The 14,065-nt window shown below is 51.2% G+C and carries 12 protein-coding genes; 8 read left to right on the top strand and 4 right to left on the bottom strand.

Going from position 1 to position 14,065, the window contains the following annotated elements; translation table 11 throughout:
- Window positions 1–38: 38 nt before the first annotated feature.
- Window positions 39–743 carry a hypothetical protein gene (locus ACLR2L_RS00245; protein ID WP_413364645.1) on the top strand — a complete coding sequence of 235 codons (705 nt, stop codon included), beginning with the start codon at window positions 39–41 and terminating at the stop codon, window positions 741–743.
- Here ACLR2L_RS00245 and ACLR2L_RS00240 read toward each other — a convergent pair.
- Window positions 704–1,912 carry a histidine kinase dimerization/phospho-acceptor domain-containing protein gene (locus tag ACLR2L_RS00240; protein ID WP_413364643.1) on the bottom strand — a complete coding sequence of 403 codons (1,209 nt, stop codon included), beginning with the start codon at window positions 1,910–1,912 and terminating at the stop codon, window positions 704–706. The genes ACLR2L_RS00245 and ACLR2L_RS00240 overlap by 40 nt on opposite strands.
- Window positions 1,902–2,600 carry a response regulator transcription factor gene (locus ACLR2L_RS00235; RefSeq protein ID WP_413364641.1) on the bottom strand — a complete coding sequence of 233 codons (699 nt, stop codon included), beginning with the start codon at window positions 2,598–2,600 and terminating at the stop codon, window positions 1,902–1,904. The genes ACLR2L_RS00240 and ACLR2L_RS00235 overlap by 11 nt, the downstream gene beginning before the upstream one ends.
- Before the next feature lie 174 nt (window positions 2,601–2,774).
- Between ACLR2L_RS00235 and ACLR2L_RS00230 the strand changes: the two genes are divergently transcribed.
- From ACLR2L_RS00230 to ACLR2L_RS00200, 7 genes are all read left to right on the top strand, one after another.
- Window positions 2,775–3,332, top strand: coding sequence for a recombinase family protein (locus tag ACLR2L_RS00230; RefSeq protein ID WP_413364638.1), 558 nt, complete (start codon window positions 2,775–2,777; stop codon window positions 3,330–3,332).
- A gap of 137 nt (window positions 3,333–3,469) precedes the next feature.
- Window positions 3,470–6,178: a cation-translocating P-type ATPase gene (locus tag ACLR2L_RS00225; protein WP_413364636.1), complete on the top strand. Its 2,709-nt coding sequence runs from the start codon at window positions 3,470–3,472 to the stop codon at window positions 6,176–6,178.
- A gap of 74 nt (window positions 6,179–6,252) precedes the next feature.
- Entirely contained in the window at window positions 6,253–7,371 is a 1,119-nt protein-coding gene (locus ACLR2L_RS00220) for a hypothetical protein (RefSeq protein WP_413364634.1), read from the top strand.
- Window positions 7,372–7,510: 139 nt separating this feature from the next.
- Window positions 7,511–8,758: an aromatic amino acid transaminase gene (locus ACLR2L_RS00215; RefSeq protein WP_413364632.1), complete on the top strand. Its 1,248-nt coding sequence runs from the start codon at window positions 7,511–7,513 to the stop codon at window positions 8,756–8,758.
- An 89-nt stretch (window positions 8,759–8,847) separates the two neighbouring features.
- Entirely contained in the window at window positions 8,848–10,248 is a 1,401-nt protein-coding gene (locus ACLR2L_RS00210) for an ethanolamine ammonia-lyase subunit EutB (protein WP_413364630.1), read from the top strand.
- Between the two features lie 3 nt (window positions 10,249–10,251).
- Window positions 10,252–11,097: an ethanolamine ammonia-lyase subunit EutC gene (gene eutC, locus ACLR2L_RS00205; RefSeq protein ID WP_413364628.1), complete on the top strand. Its 846-nt coding sequence runs from the start codon at window positions 10,252–10,254 to the stop codon at window positions 11,095–11,097.
- A 92-nt stretch (window positions 11,098–11,189) separates the two neighbouring features.
- A complete protein-coding gene (locus ACLR2L_RS00200; RefSeq protein WP_413364626.1) occupies window positions 11,190–12,971 on the top strand; it encodes a DUF885 domain-containing protein in 1,782 nt (593 codons plus the stop codon).
- Here the strand turns inward: ACLR2L_RS00200 and ACLR2L_RS00195 are convergent.
- Together ACLR2L_RS00195 and ACLR2L_RS00190 are read right to left on the bottom strand one after the other, a co-directional pair.
- A complete protein-coding gene (locus ACLR2L_RS00195; protein ID WP_413364624.1) occupies window positions 12,931–13,185 on the bottom strand; it encodes a hypothetical protein in 255 nt (84 codons plus the stop codon). The genes ACLR2L_RS00200 and ACLR2L_RS00195 overlap by 41 nt on opposite strands.
- Window positions 13,182–13,943, bottom strand: a complete 762-nt coding sequence (locus ACLR2L_RS00190; protein ID WP_413364622.1) for a hypothetical protein — start codon at window positions 13,941–13,943, stop codon at window positions 13,182–13,184. Before ACLR2L_RS00190 ends, ACLR2L_RS00195 begins: the two co-directional genes overlap by 4 nt.
- Between the last annotated feature and the right edge of the window lie 122 nt (window positions 13,944–14,065).

Below are 14,065 nucleotides of genomic sequence, written 5' to 3'. Positions count from 1 at the left end.
CTAAGGTGAAATAGAACGTGTTAAAGGACAACCTCGGTTTGGAAACTAACCCATATCAAACACAGTTAACCCGATTGCGAGCTGGTGGCTTTGCCGCCTTTGTGTGCGCGCTTTGTTATGTGGTTGGTATTGTAATGATTCTGGCTGTTATGCCCGATATCAATAACGATGGCGATGAGCGTTTAAAAGCGATAATGGATCACAGCCGGTTAATTCAGTTGTGGTATCTGATTATTTTTGTACTGTTCGGCCTGGCGTTATTGGTGCTGAACCGCAGTTTATACCAGCCCGCTTATCAGCAATCAGGGCACTTCCAGCTCTTAGGTGCGCTCCTTGGCTATATGTGGGCTGCCTATGTGTTTGCCAGCGGTCTCATCGCTGTGCTCACCATTGAATATTTGATCATGCAGCCTGTCGATCAGATTGAACGAATCTGGCCGGCTATTTTTGCGATTCAAATGGGATTGGGTGACGGGGTTGAATGGGTAGGCGGTGTGTGGATGCTAATGGTAAATACCAGTTTGCAGCGCTACCAGATCGCATCCAAACCAGTAGCGCATTTTGGATTAGTGACCGGCGCGATAGGCACCCTTACTGTGATGCCGGATATGGCACTGGCTGGCCTCATCTTTGGCTTGCTGCAAATAGTGTGGTTTTGCTGGCTGGGCGTGTTATTCATCACCGGCGCGGGCAATCAACCCGTCTATGCTTCCGCCATCAAGGGCGTTAATACCACGCGGTAACGGGTTGCGGTTTGCTCAAAATCGATGTTCCATTGCATCACACTGGCAATGCGTTGTACCAGATACTGCCCGTGTCCTAATCCCTGGTAATAAGGGCGATCGCTGGTATCGGCCAGCGGATTCTCAAATACCCACTTGCCGTTTTTCAGGCTAATGTTCATGCCTTTTCCACCACCGTGATACACCCCGTTGTTCACCAGGTTCTGGCAAAGCAGCGTCATAAGATAAGCATTGCCAGTTACCTTCGCGTTGTCGTCGATATCCAGTTCAGCATCAAACTTCAATTCTGGATGTACATGGTGTATCGCTAACAATACGCGTTCAAGAATGGGCAAAACGGCTACGGCGGAAAATTGCAGGTTTTCCTTGCGGGCCAGTGCCAGCAGTACCTCAACGGTTTGTTGCAACGTGTTGGTGGCTTGTTCTAACAACTGACGTTCGGTGTTATTTGAATCGGATGTAGGCTGCACCGCCAGGGTGTTTTTTAGCAATGTAATGGGCGTACGCAATTCGTGACTTACATCGTGCGTAAAATCGCGCTCGCGTTGCCAGGCATCCTGTAAGGCCGAGTAGGTAGACGTAAAGTTGGTGGCCAGTGTGCCTATTTCATCCTGGCGTTCGGTACCAGCAATGGAGCAGGGCGAATCCGGTGTTTGCGTTTTAACCGATGAGGCAAGCGCCTGCAATGGCTTGGCAAGCCTGGAGGCTAAAAACCAGGTGCTGAGAATAGCAAGTATCATGGCCGCTGCCGACGCGCTGAATAAAAATACGCTGAACACATCGGTAAAGCTTGATAGCGGCGTCAGTGCCGAAGAGCGCATGGTAACGCCGTCAGCCGGTATGGCGGTATGGTTGAACGCTTTGAAGTACATCACTTCTTCGCTTTGTTTAGCTATCAGCATGCTATTGTCGATAGCGGCGCGCTGCCACGGACTGCTCGCTGGTTTGTCAGAAAGTGAAAATGCGTCAGAAGATAAGGCGCTTAACGCATGCTCAGAAAGCCAGTGTTGTTCCAGTCGCTGGATTTCTAAATCCAGTAAATGCGACGCTACAATGTCTTCTGTTACATCCACAAACAGCACACTAAGGCGGGTGTAAAACAAATTAATTACCAGTACCAGGCTGCCAAACGCAATGAACAACTGCGCCTGAATGCCGCTAAGCTTCATGATTGAGCCCTGTTAGCTTGTAACCAATGCTGCTAATGGTTTCCAGAAGGGGTTCGCCACTGGTTTTTTCCAGGGCTTTTCTGAGGCTGTACATATGAGATTTTAACGCATTGCTCTCGGGCGGTTCATCGCCCCAGATATGCGTGATTAAATCGCTGCGACTAACCGGGTAGGGGTATTCCACAAGCAGCTTGTGCAAAATACTGAAGCCAACCCCGGTTACTGTAACGGGTTGCTGTTGCCAATATACGGATTTGGCCCGCGTATCAAGCGTTAGATGCCCTTCGCGAATCTGGGTATTGGTGTGTAATTGCGGGCGTCTTGCCAATGCTTCCACGCGAAGTGCCAGTTCGCGAAAATCAAAGGGCTTGGTTAGGTAGTCATCCGCGCCCTGCCCAAAGCCTTTGGCTTTATCCGTAAAGGCATCCCGTGCAGTGAGCATAAGCACCGGCGTTACGCGTGTAGCGTTTTGCTTAACTTGCTGGCACACGTCCAGGCCGTCCATGTCGGGCAGGTTTAAATCCAGAATGATCACGTCAAAGGTATGGGTGAGCGCAAGGTCGAGACCTTGTTGCCCGGTGGCGGCAAAATCCACCTGCCATTTAAGGCCTTCCAGAAAACCCGCCACTTGTTTGGCAATCGCCAGGTTGTCTTCAACCAACAATATTCTAATGGATTTATTCATCATGTTGCCTATTTTTGGTCCCTGCCTGGGTGACGCTATCAAACCTGTGCACACCGAACAAGTTTCAAAGGATAAATAAGCCCAGGTGAAATGAAGGTAAAGCAACTCAAATTACTTGTTTTTACAGAAGGGTATTCTACGCTTTTAATAAGTGTTCCAGGTACCCAGAATTCATCCGTGACGACCTATCTTTATATTGGCAGTAGTACAGAAAATCAGGATGTTGACCAGCAGGCCGAACGATTGGCCGAGGTGTATCCTTACGACATCATAGTGCGGGAGCCCAACGCCGACCCCGGTGCCAAACCTAAACTCGACAGACTATTAAAACGCCTGCGATCGGGTGACAGGCTGATCGTGAAAGATGTATCCCGACTTGGGCGTAGTATTACCCAGGCTGCAAGGGTGGCCAAGGATCTGAAGTCGCGCAACGTGATGCTGGTGGTAGATAACCTGGAGCCCCTGTGTAATCCCACATTAAGTGTCTTTACCCTGATTGAATGCGCCGCCCAGATGGATCGTGATTTGTTAAAGGACCGTCAGGCAATTGGGATTGCCAAAGCGCGCGCTGCCGGTAAATACAAAGGCCGCAAAGCCATCCCCGCAAAGTTGGTAAAAAAAGCCCAGGAATTGATTGCCAAAGGAATGAAGCGAAAAGATGTTGCCTCCACACTCAGTATTGGTGAGTCCACGCTCTACAAGTATCTGGCATTGGCCAGGCAGAAAGAAACATAACAGAGAAACTCTTCTTTTGATGTAAATCAGAGCTCTAAAAGGTCACCCCTGATAGCGTAGACTTTCAGGGAGGCTTCGCGTTTGTCTGCTGCGCAGAGCCTGCTATTTCCAGGTATGCCTTTCCCGGGAGCATGGTAATGAATGAACAGAATGCGTCATTTCATACACAAACCGGCGATGAAGTACTCAGCGCCCTTAACTCAACTGCGTCGGGTTTAACCGATGACGAGGTTGCTGCGCGTTTACAGCAATACGGCCCGAATAAACTGCCACAGGCCCCTCAGCCGGGCACCTTTACCCGCTTTATTAAGCAATTCGCCAACCTGTTGGTGATTGTACTTATCGTGGCTGGTGTACTTACCGCGTTGCTACAACACTTGATAGATACCTTTGTTATTTTTGGCGTGGTGATTGTAAATGCCATGATTGGGGTAATTCAGGAAGGCAAGGCTGAAAAAGCCATGGATTCCATTCGCAATTTGCTGGCGTTAAAAGCGGCGGTGGTGCGCAACAGTAAACGCAGAACATTAGCAGGCGAGGCGCTGGTGCCTGGTGACATCGTGCTGCTGGAAGCCGGCGACAAAGTACCTGCCGATTTACGAATACTCCGCTGTCATGGGCTGGCTATTCAGGAAAGCCTGTTAACGGGCGAGTCGCTACCCGTAGAGAAGTCCGTTCAGGCAGTAGCAGAAGAGGCTGCGCTGGGCGACCGGGATTGCATGGCGTTTAGTGGCACTAATGTCACAGCCGGTCAGGGAATGGGCGTTGTAGTGGCTACCGGCGCCAATACCGAAATCGGCAGAATTGGCGGTTTGTTATCGGATGTGCAAAAGCTCACTACGCCACTGGTAGAGCAAATGGATGTGCTGGCCAAGTGGATCACCGGGATTATTCTGGCCATTGCCGTGATACTGCTGATGGTAGGCACCTGGGTGCTCCAACAGCCTTTTACCGAGTTGTTTTTAGCTGTTGTGGGGTTGTCGGTAGCGGCTATTCCGGAAGGATTACCAGCAGTGCTAACCATCACACTGGCCGTTGGTGTGCAGGCCATGGCGAAACGGCATGCCATTGTGCGAGTACTGCCAGCCATTGAAACCCTGGGGTCGGTGTCGGTGATTTGTTCAGACAAAACCGGCACCTTTACCCGCAACGAAATGATGGTGGTGAGTGTCGTCACTCACAACGCCAGGTTTGAAATCGATGGCGAAGGTTATGCGCCGGTAGGGGATATTCTGCGTGGCGGCGAGCCGGTGGATACCACTTCGCAACCTGTACTCACCGACATTGCCAGGCTCAGCGCACTGTGTAACGACGCTGAAATACACTGTAAAAACAGCGTATGGACTATTGAAGGCGACCCCATGGAAGCGGCACTGCTTTCTTTTGCTGGCAAAGTAAGTCTGCCCGATGGCGAGGATTACCGCCACGACTGGCCACGTACTGACGTGTTGCCGTTTGATTCGTCTACACAATTTATGGCAACGCTAAACCACAACCACAGCGGCACAGGGTTGGTATTGGTAAAAGGCGCGCCAGAGGTGATCCTGAAGCGTTGCCCTATGGCGATGTCGGATACGGGAGACGAAATACCTCTGGTATTGCAGGATTGGCTGGATAAAGCCGAAGCGTTGGCGCGACAGGGGCAGCGTGTTTTGGCATTGGCTGCTAAGACGGTGTCTGCAGAGCATACCGTACTGGCTACCCGCGATACCGAAGGAGAGTTGAGTTTGTTAGGGTTGATAGGCTTGATTGATCCGCCACGTCAGGAGGCCATCGAAGCGGTGAAAACCTGTCAGGCCGCGCGGATCCAGGTAAAAATGATCACCGGTGATCATGCCGTTACCGCTCAGGCCATCGGCAAACAGCTGGGGCTGGCGCACGGTAGTGTGCTTACTGGTACGCAAATAGATGGCTTGACGGACGCCGAATTAAAACAAGCCGTTCAGACAACTGATATCTTTGCCCGCACCACACCCGAACATAAATTGCGTTTAGTGATGGCTTTACAGTCACTGGGACTAACCGTGTCGATGACCGGTGATGGGGTAAACGACGCCCCGTCGCTGAAACGGGCCGACGCGGGTGTAGCGATGGGGTTGAAAGGCAGTGAAGCGGCCAAGGAAGCCGCCGCAGTGGTGCTGGCTGACGACAATTTTGCCTCAATTGCTGCAGCGGTTGAGCAGGGGAGAACGGTATACGCCAACATCAAAAAAGTGGTGAGCTGGACGTTGCCTACCAACGCCGGCGAGGCATTAACTATTATCGTGGCGCTGTTAGCGGGATTGCCTTACCCCATCACACCAGTGCAAATCTTGTGGGTGAATATGATCACGGCGGTGACGCTGGGAATGGCACTGGCGTTTGAACCAACCGACAAAGACACGATGAAAAAGCCCCCACGGCCGCGTGGACAGGCATTAATTCAGCCCGCTTTGGTGTGGCAAATATTGCTGGTGGGTAGTCTGTTTTTCATGGCCGTGTTCAGTATCTATCAGTATGCCATAGCGGCTGGACACGATGTGGAGTATGCGCGTACACAGGCTATGAACATGCTGGTGGGGCTGGAAATCTTCTATTTGTTCTTTATTCGCACTATGCACCGCCGTTCAATATCGCTTGCGGGTATAAAGGGCACCAGGGTTGTGTGGTATGCCGTGAGCTTTGTGGTGATTGCACAACTGGCAATTTGTTATATTCCGCTGCTGCAAACCGTGTTCGGAACCCAGGCGCCAACCCTTACTGATAACCTGCTTATTGTGGTTACTGGCCTGGTGATGTTATTGGTACTGGAAATAGAAAAGGTGCTGCGGCTTAGCCTGTATGCAAGGGTAAAAAAGTCAAAATAGGGTAGAGACCACCGGCATTTTATCTGGCAGACTGAATTTAAAAAGCAAAGACAAACGGATAGGTGGCAGGCTGTATGACTCAACGTCCATTACTCAGACATATTCGCGATCACAAAGCCTTGTTTATGGAAATTGCCCGCTTACGCGATGAAGCAGTGGCCGGAATGGGGCTGACTCACTACGAGTTTCATAAAACACCCAAATATATCAGTAGTACCGGTGAGCGGTTAACTATTGAGCCAGAGCGCAGTATTATTCTGCCCACTACCGATCTGCTGAAAGGCGTAAAAGGGAAATTGCTACGCGCTATTGAAGGCTTTTCCATTGTGCCTCACAGCGATTGTGGTTATCGCTATCCCACCGCGGCACTGGCCGGAAAAGACGCGCCGTTTATTAAACGCCTAAGATCAGAATATTTTCATCGGGTTGACGAAGACCGCAGTATTTGCCGGCCGGTAAACCTGTCATTTGGTATTAAAAGCCGCGGGAAAGCCGATAATCGCCAGGAATACGAAGTGTGGATCCCCGAGGAGTTACTCGAAGACGATCCTTCGCCATTACTGGTTAATCAATACGGTGAAGACTTGCCCGACGACGTTCGCCATTTTGCACAGCAGCCAGCAGTGATCCATGGCTGGATGGGAGTGAAACGCGCGGCATTTGAGGCCCTCTACCGTCCACCAGCGCACATGGGTGAACTGTTATTATGTGTGGGGATGTCGGTGGATGCCTACAACATTGGTGCGCGCCCCGACTTATCGTTTTCACCGGAAGCCGACAGTTCCATTGCGGCAAGCAATGCTGAGCTGGAATGGGAAATCATGGGGTATTACGCCCCTGTTGGCGTGCATTACGACCATGATACGTTGTGGGCGGCAATTAATCACACTCTGCAAGCCATTGGTGAGCCGCTCAATACGTTGTACGCCAAAGACATCATTCCGATTATGGAAAGTAAAACCGAGCGTATTTTAAGTGCGGTTGAAGCCCACGGCAGCACGCCGGAGGATATTCAGCGTTTAAATTTGCGTCCGTGGGAGTTTCTGCAAACCAGCAGTGAGTCACGGGTAAAAAGACAGGATCCCAATCGCTCAGTGAATTTTCTGGGCAGGCTAAACCGCTTGTTCTACCAACCAGAGCACAAACTACCCTCTATTAGTTCGCTGCACGATCTCATTGCTGATGACCGCTGATAGCGAGTCGTCAGCAATAGTTTCCAGCCTTTGAAAAGCCAGCTTTACGCACAGGATAAACCAATTGCACTGGCGTTGTTCACATACAAAGGGGTAGGTGTATCATCCACGCGGATTGGTATAAACCTTTGACACACCCGTGTTGTGTCCCTATCCCTCTGCCACAGCACAAGCAGACGGTAAACAAGGATTAATGATGTTTGAATCGGTAAATGCCTACGCTGGCGACCCCATATTATCGCTCATGGACACCTATATGCAGGATACCCGTGACGACAAAGTAAACTTAACCATTGGCTTTTACTACGACGAAAATGGCATTGTGCCTGACATGGCCGCCGTGAAGCAGGCCAAAGCGCGATTGTTTGCAGAGCCGCCTGCATCGCCAACGTATTTACCCATGGACGGCTTGCCAGAGTACCGTACTCGCGTGCAAACACTGGCTTTTGGTGACGCCCTCGCTGATGTGCAGGCTAGAACCGCTACCGTGCAAAGCCTGGGGGGCTCCGGTGCGCTGAAAGTCGGCGCTGATTTTATCAAGCGCTATTTTCCGCAGTCGCAGGTATGGGTAAGTAACCCCACCTGGGAGAATCACCATGCCATTTTCAAAGGCGCAGGTTTTGCGGTAAACACCTACCGCTATTACAGCGCTGAAACCAAAGAGCTCGACTTTGCCGGTATGCTGGAAGATTTGAATCAGCTACCCGCCCGTTCAGTGGTATTACTCCATCCGTGTTGTCATAACCCAACCGGTATTGATTTAACCGCACAGCAGTGGCAGCAGGTGATTGGCGTGATTGCAGAGCGGGAATTACTGCCGTTTTTTGATATGGCCTATCAGGGCTTCGGGCAAGGGCTGCAAACTGACACCCTGGCCATTGCGCTGATGGCAAAAACAGGCCTGCCATTTTTGCTCAGCCATTCGTTTTCAAAAATCTTCTCGTTGTACAGCGAGCGCGTGGGCGCACTCAGTGTGGTCTGCGAAAATCCGGCCATTGCGCACAATGTGCAAGGCCAGCTTAAGTTTACCGTGCGCAGCAACTACTCTACGCCGCCAGCGCACGGAGCGCGCCTGGTGAATCTGGTGCTCAGTGATGCAGGGCTTACCCAGCAGTGGCAACAGGAGTTGACAGACATGCGTAATCGCATGCAAGCCATGCGCAGCGGTTTGGTTAAGCAACTCAGTGAGCATCGCCCGGATCGGGATTTTGGCTATTTGCAGCGTCAGCAGGGCATGTTCAGCTATAGCGGATTAACGCCGCAGCAGGTTGCGCGTCTTAAAGACGAGTTCGGTGTGTATATGATTAGCAGTGGCCGAGTGTGTATTGCCGGTCTGAACAATACAAACCTGGAGCGTACGGCAATCGCGATTGCTGCGGTGCTATAAAAAGCGCTTAAAAAGCCGTCAATCACTTTGCAAAGTCCGTGTCTTCGCGGCAAGATGTGAACAGATACTCTGCCACAGGGAGGCGAGTGATGACGGCATACCGCTATCAGCAAGGACTAACGCTTTATCGATTCGACAATCTTGCCGATGTAATGGCCAAAGCGTCGCCGCTGCGCTCCGGTGATCAATTAGCCGGTATAGCCGCGATTACGGCTGAACAGCGCGTGGTAGCGCAACGTATATTGGCAGACTTGCCATTAAGCACCTTCTTAAATCAGGCGCTCATCCCCTACGAAGACGATGAGATCACCCGTCTTATCATTGATACCCACGATAAGGTTGCCTTTGCACCGATTTCCCACTTTACTGTTGGCGATTTTCGTAACTGGTTGTTGTGTGAAACGACTACCACCGACATGCTTCAGGACGTGGCACTTGGCCTGACACCTGAAATGGTGGCTGCGGTCAGTAAAATCATGCGCAATCAGGACCTGATTCTGGTGGCACAAAAATGCCAGGTAGTCACTGCGTTTCGCAATACCATTGGACTGCCCGGACGCTTCTCAACCCGACTACAACCGAATCATCCAACTGACGACTTAAACGGTATTGCCGCCAGTATCTTTGACGGCCTGATGTACGGCAGTGGTGATGCGGTTATCGGTATTAATCCCGCCACCGACAATGTTGCCCAGACAATCCGGCTGCTCAGTATGCTGGATGAAGTGATTCACCAGTACGGTATTCCTACTCAGTCCTGTGTGCTTACCCATGTCACTAATACCATTGAGGCAATCGGGCGCGGTGCGCCGGTGGATTTGGTGTTTCAGTCGATTGGTGGAACTGAACGAACCAACATGAGCTTTGGTGTGAACTTGAGTTTGTTACAGGAGGCGCGAGAGGCGGCATTATCCCTTAACCGAGGTACCGTAGGTAACAACGTGATGTATTTTGAAACCGGGCAGGGCAGTGCACTGTCGGCGAATGCCCATCACGGAGTGGATCAGCAAACCTGTGAAGCCAGGGCCTATGCGCTGGCCAGGGTGTTGGATCCGTTGCTGGTTAATTCGGTAGTCGGGTTTATTGGGCCGGAGTATTTGTACGACGGCAAACAAATTACCCGAGCCGGCCTGGAAGACCATTTTTGCGGTAAATTACTCGGCCTGCCGATGGGCTGTGACATCTGCTACACCAACCATGCGCAGGCTGATCAGGATGACATGGATAATCTGCTTACCCTGCTGGCCAGTGCCCACTGCCAGTTTATTATGGGGGTACCGGGGGCCGACGATATCATGCTGAATTACCAGACCACGTCGTTCCACGACGCGTTGTACATCAGGCAGTTATTTGGCTACCGGCCTGCGCCTGAGTTTGAAGAGTGGTTAGCCCGGATGAAAATTTTCAGTGCAAACCGCGACAGTTTACTGCAAGACACTATGCCAGCTAAATTTGAGCTGGCCCTTCGCTCATTAGAGGAGGACAGATAGCGGATGTCTAAAACAACAAAAGCCCCTACAGCAACCGTTACTACTAATCCCTGGCAAACATTATCTGCTTTCACCGACGCCAGAATTGCACTGGGCAGAGCCGGCACCAGCTTGCCAACGCGAGCCTTGCTGGACTTTCAGTTGAGCCACGCTCAGGCAATTGATGCTGTGCAAGCGGAGTTGGATGCATCGGCTATTCGCTCAGGTTTGCAAGCGCTTAGCTATCGGCAGAGTCATCCCGAGGTATACGACGTTAAGAGTCAGGCAGGGCATCGCCAGCAATATCTGCAACGCCCCGACTTAGGCCGCAAACTCAGCGAAGCGGATACGTTTGCACTTCAGCAGCAACGTACTGAACAGGGTTTTGATTTGGCTATAGTGATTGCAGATGGTTTGTCTGCCAGTGCCGTGAATCAGCATGCCGTTGCGTTTGTTGATGCACTGCTAAAGGAAATATCGTTTGCCCAATGTGGCTGGTCACTCGCCCCAATTTGTTTGGCACAACAAAGCCGGGTCGCGCTGGGTGATGATATTGCCAGAGCGTTGCAGGCACGTATGGTACTGATGGTCATTGGAGAGCGCCCCGGACTGAGTTCCCCCGATAGTGTAGGACTGTATTTTACCTGGCAACCTCAACCCGGTTGCGACGACGCAAAACGCAATTGCATCTCCAATGTGCGCCCGAAAGGATTGAGCATACAAAACGCAGCAAAACGCTGCCAGTATTTAATGCAGGAATCCTACAACAAACAACTGTCAGGGGTCGCCCTGAAAGACCGCTCCGACGATGCTTTGTTGACAGGTACCGCTCAGTCAGAGATATTTTTGCTCACAAGTACCACGAAGTGATGGCATTACTTTAATTTAACTTTCACTTGAACGGTATCAAAGAGAATTGACACCTCTAAAACGATAACAAAAAAACAAGAATAGGCTTAGCAATGAAGTACGTATTTAAGCTAGCAGGTAGCGTTAGAATGGCGCAGCTAATCGGATTGGTTGCGCTGGTGGGCCTGGCAGCCACCGGCGTTGCGCTGGCCAGTCAGAGCGATGAAACCTTTGAGGCACTCTATCAGGAAGAGTGGCAGAAACGACAGCAGCAATATGCGGTAGATGAAAACGCTGAAGTCAGCCGGATTCCGGTATCGTTACCTGTAGTGCATGCAAAGGCTCAGGCCGACCGACTGGCTTACTGGGAATCAGTTCAAAGCAGATTGGCCGCGATACCGCTAACCGCATTGTCGGCAGAAAACCAAATTAATTACCGGGTCTTTTCGTTTCAAATTCAAAGTCTGATCAACGATCAGACATTCAAACTGTTCGAAAAACCGCTTACGGGTGATACCTCGTTTTGGGGCGACCTGACTTACATGCCCAAAGGGCAGTTTCTTACTCAACAGGATTACGAAAACTATCTGCTGTGGCTGGCCGACATTCCGCGCTATTTTGATGAGCAAATCATTAATATGCGCGCGGGTCTTGCCCGTGGCTTTACGCCGCCCGCCATTGCGTTGGTTGGCAGGGAAGCAACCGCTGCGTCGGTAGCCAATGCTGCATCGCCAAAGGACACTATTTACTTCAAGCCGTTTTCGGCCTTTCCGGCTACCTTTTCCTCCGAACTGCAAAGTACCCTTACCGCCAGGGCAAACGCGGTGATTAAGGCATCGGTTATTCCCGCTTATCAGCAATTGTTGGCCTTTTTAACCGATACGTATATTCCGGGTGCGGTTACCGAGCTGGACGCGTTTTCGTTACCGGATGGCCGGGATTTCTACCAGTCACAAATCTTCAAGTACACCACACTTACCCTTACGCCCGAGGCAATTCACGATATCGGCCTGAGCGAAGTAAGAAAAATAAAAGCGCGCATGCACGCTGTAATGCGCGAAGTGGGATTCAGCGGTGATCTGGCTGAGTTTCTTAGCTTCCTGCGCACCGATCCGCAATTTTATGTCACGACGCCCCAGGCACTGCTTGATCGTGCAGCCTGGACTGCGAAAGAATTTGATGCAGTAGCCAAAAACTGGTTTGGCAGACTGCCGCGCAGCCGGTTTGCCATAATTCCGGTGCCCGACGATATTGCGCCTTATTACACTGCGGGTCGCGGTGGGCCGGGTATGTACCTGGTGAACACCTACGACTTGCCTTCACGTCCTTTGTATTCATTGCCTGCATTAACACTGCACGAATCCGCTCCCGGGCACGCTTTTCAAATGTCGTTAGCGGCTGAAAATACCGATATTCCGGCGTTTCGTCGCAATACCTACATTTCGGCCTATGGCGAGGGATGGGCGCTTTATTCCGAAAAACTGGGCGAAGAAATGGGCATGTACCATACGCCTTATGAAATATTTGGCATGCTGAGTTATCAGATGTGGCGGGCAGCGCGACTGGTAGTGGATACCGGCATTCACGCCAAGGGCTGGAGCCGCCAACAGGCACAGGATTTCATGAAGAACAACACCGCGTTGTCGGTACATGAAGTTACTACCGAAGTGGATCGCTATATCGCCTGGCCTGGGCAGGCATTGTCTTATTATCTGGGGCAGATGAAAATTGAAGCACTACGCGCTCAGGCCGAACAGGCGCTGGGTAGTCAATTCGACATTCGCGCGTTTCACGATACCGTGTTGCAGCTTGGCTCAGTGCCCTTGTCTGTGCTGGAGGCCCGTATTGAGCGCTTTATCGCGGAGGGTGGTCCGTCGCCCTACGCGAATAATTAAGCGGCTTGATAATCGTTACTGATGGGTGGGCTGGGGTGGCCCACTCGTGGCACAGGTCTGCGACATAGGCCACTACATCGGATTCTGCTACCGTTGATGGAATGATAATGTCGGTGGCAGCGCGTTTTTTTCCTTCGTTGCCAGCATAAAATGCCATCCAGCGGTCGTTGCGTTTTACTACTTCGACCGCCCGTCCAAATACATCCAGTTTCATTGATTTTCCACGCCTTGGGCCTGCTGTGTAAAAGGGTTGTCGTTACCCGCCAGTTTTCGTGACTGAATGATAATGGCAATCGCGCCTACAATACCTGGAGCAATCCAGAATGCGAATTGCCAGGCACCGATGTCGGCTAACAGGGTGCGCCCGCCAAAGGCAAAAAAGGCTGTGTAAGCACCGATCCCCGAACCAATATAGCCCGACAGGTGTTCAATTAACCAGGCGTGTTTGCCCACTTCGGTTGCATAGGTAAAGCGCAACTGACTAATCGCATTCATTAAGCCAAGCGGCGCAAAAATCATCATCAGTACATGATTATGCATTAATCCGGTTATACCAATTACCAGGCTGGAAGTCACCAGCATGACGGCCGGAATCATCCTTGATGGGCGGCGCATTGCACTGCGATCGTGTCTGGCTGACAGCGCCCAGCGCCCCATCATCAGATTACAGTACATCAGAATTGACAGGTGAATCAGAAACATTGCGAAGCGCTGCAAACGCTCAACCGATGCGCCAATGTTGCTGGATTGACTGAATATATCTGGCTTTACCTCAAATGGTACCATAATGAGCAGTAATGCCATTAACGCACCAGTAAACAGTGAAACCAGCATCACCTGCTGGTAATAGCCGCCAAAGCGGCGGTGATTAAGCGCGCCTTTGCGGGTAGTAATGGGTACCCAGAACAGTACTAGCGCCGCCACACTGGCAATTACATGGGTCACTAATAAGGATTGGTAGAATAAAGGCATGGTGGATCTCCGTGTGTACTCTCAGCAATGCATTCAGGTTACGCAAGCGGCGCCCGGTACATAAGTGCCGAAAGTCACAATGTAAAAAATGACTTTTGGCCTATTTCATTACACGGCGTAAT

The sequence above is a fragment of the Alteromonas sp. AMM-1 genome (assembly GCF_047290655.1).
Taxonomy (GTDB): Bacteria; Pseudomonadota; Gammaproteobacteria; order Enterobacterales; family Alteromonadaceae; genus Alteromonas; species Alteromonas mangrovi.
The sequence above is the reverse complement of the archived record's forward strand: the minus strand, read 5'-3'. Positions and strand labels throughout refer to the sequence as shown.

Coding starts and splice junctions, on each gene's coding strand:
- ACLR2L_RS00240 (WP_413364643.1), bottom strand. CDS start 1,912: ATGAAGCTTAGCGGCATTCAGGCGCAGTTGTTCATTGCGTTTGGCAGC.
- ACLR2L_RS00235 (WP_413364641.1), bottom strand. CDS start 2,600: ATGATGAATAAATCCATTAGAATATTGTTGGTTGAAGACAACCTGGCG.
- ACLR2L_RS00200 (WP_413364626.1), top strand. CDS start 11,190: ATGAAGTACGTATTTAAGCTAGCAGGTAGCGTTAGAATGGCGCAGCTA.
- ACLR2L_RS00220 (WP_413364634.1), top strand. CDS start 6,253: ATGACTCAACGTCCATTACTCAGACATATTCGCGATCACAAAGCCTTG.
- ACLR2L_RS00195 (WP_413364624.1), bottom strand. CDS start 13,185: ATGAAACTGGATGTATTTGGACGGGCGGTCGAAGTAGTAAAACGCAAC.
- ACLR2L_RS00225 (WP_413364636.1), top strand. CDS start 3,470: ATGAATGAACAGAATGCGTCATTTCATACACAAACCGGCGATGAAGTA.
- ACLR2L_RS00190 (WP_413364622.1), bottom strand. CDS start 13,943: ATGCCTTTATTCTACCAATCCTTATTAGTGACCCATGTAATTGCCAGT.
- eutC (WP_413364628.1), top strand. CDS start 10,252: ATGTCTAAAACAACAAAAGCCCCTACAGCAACCGTTACTACTAATCCC.
- ACLR2L_RS00210 (WP_413364630.1), top strand. CDS start 8,848: ATGACGGCATACCGCTATCAGCAAGGACTAACGCTTTATCGATTCGAC.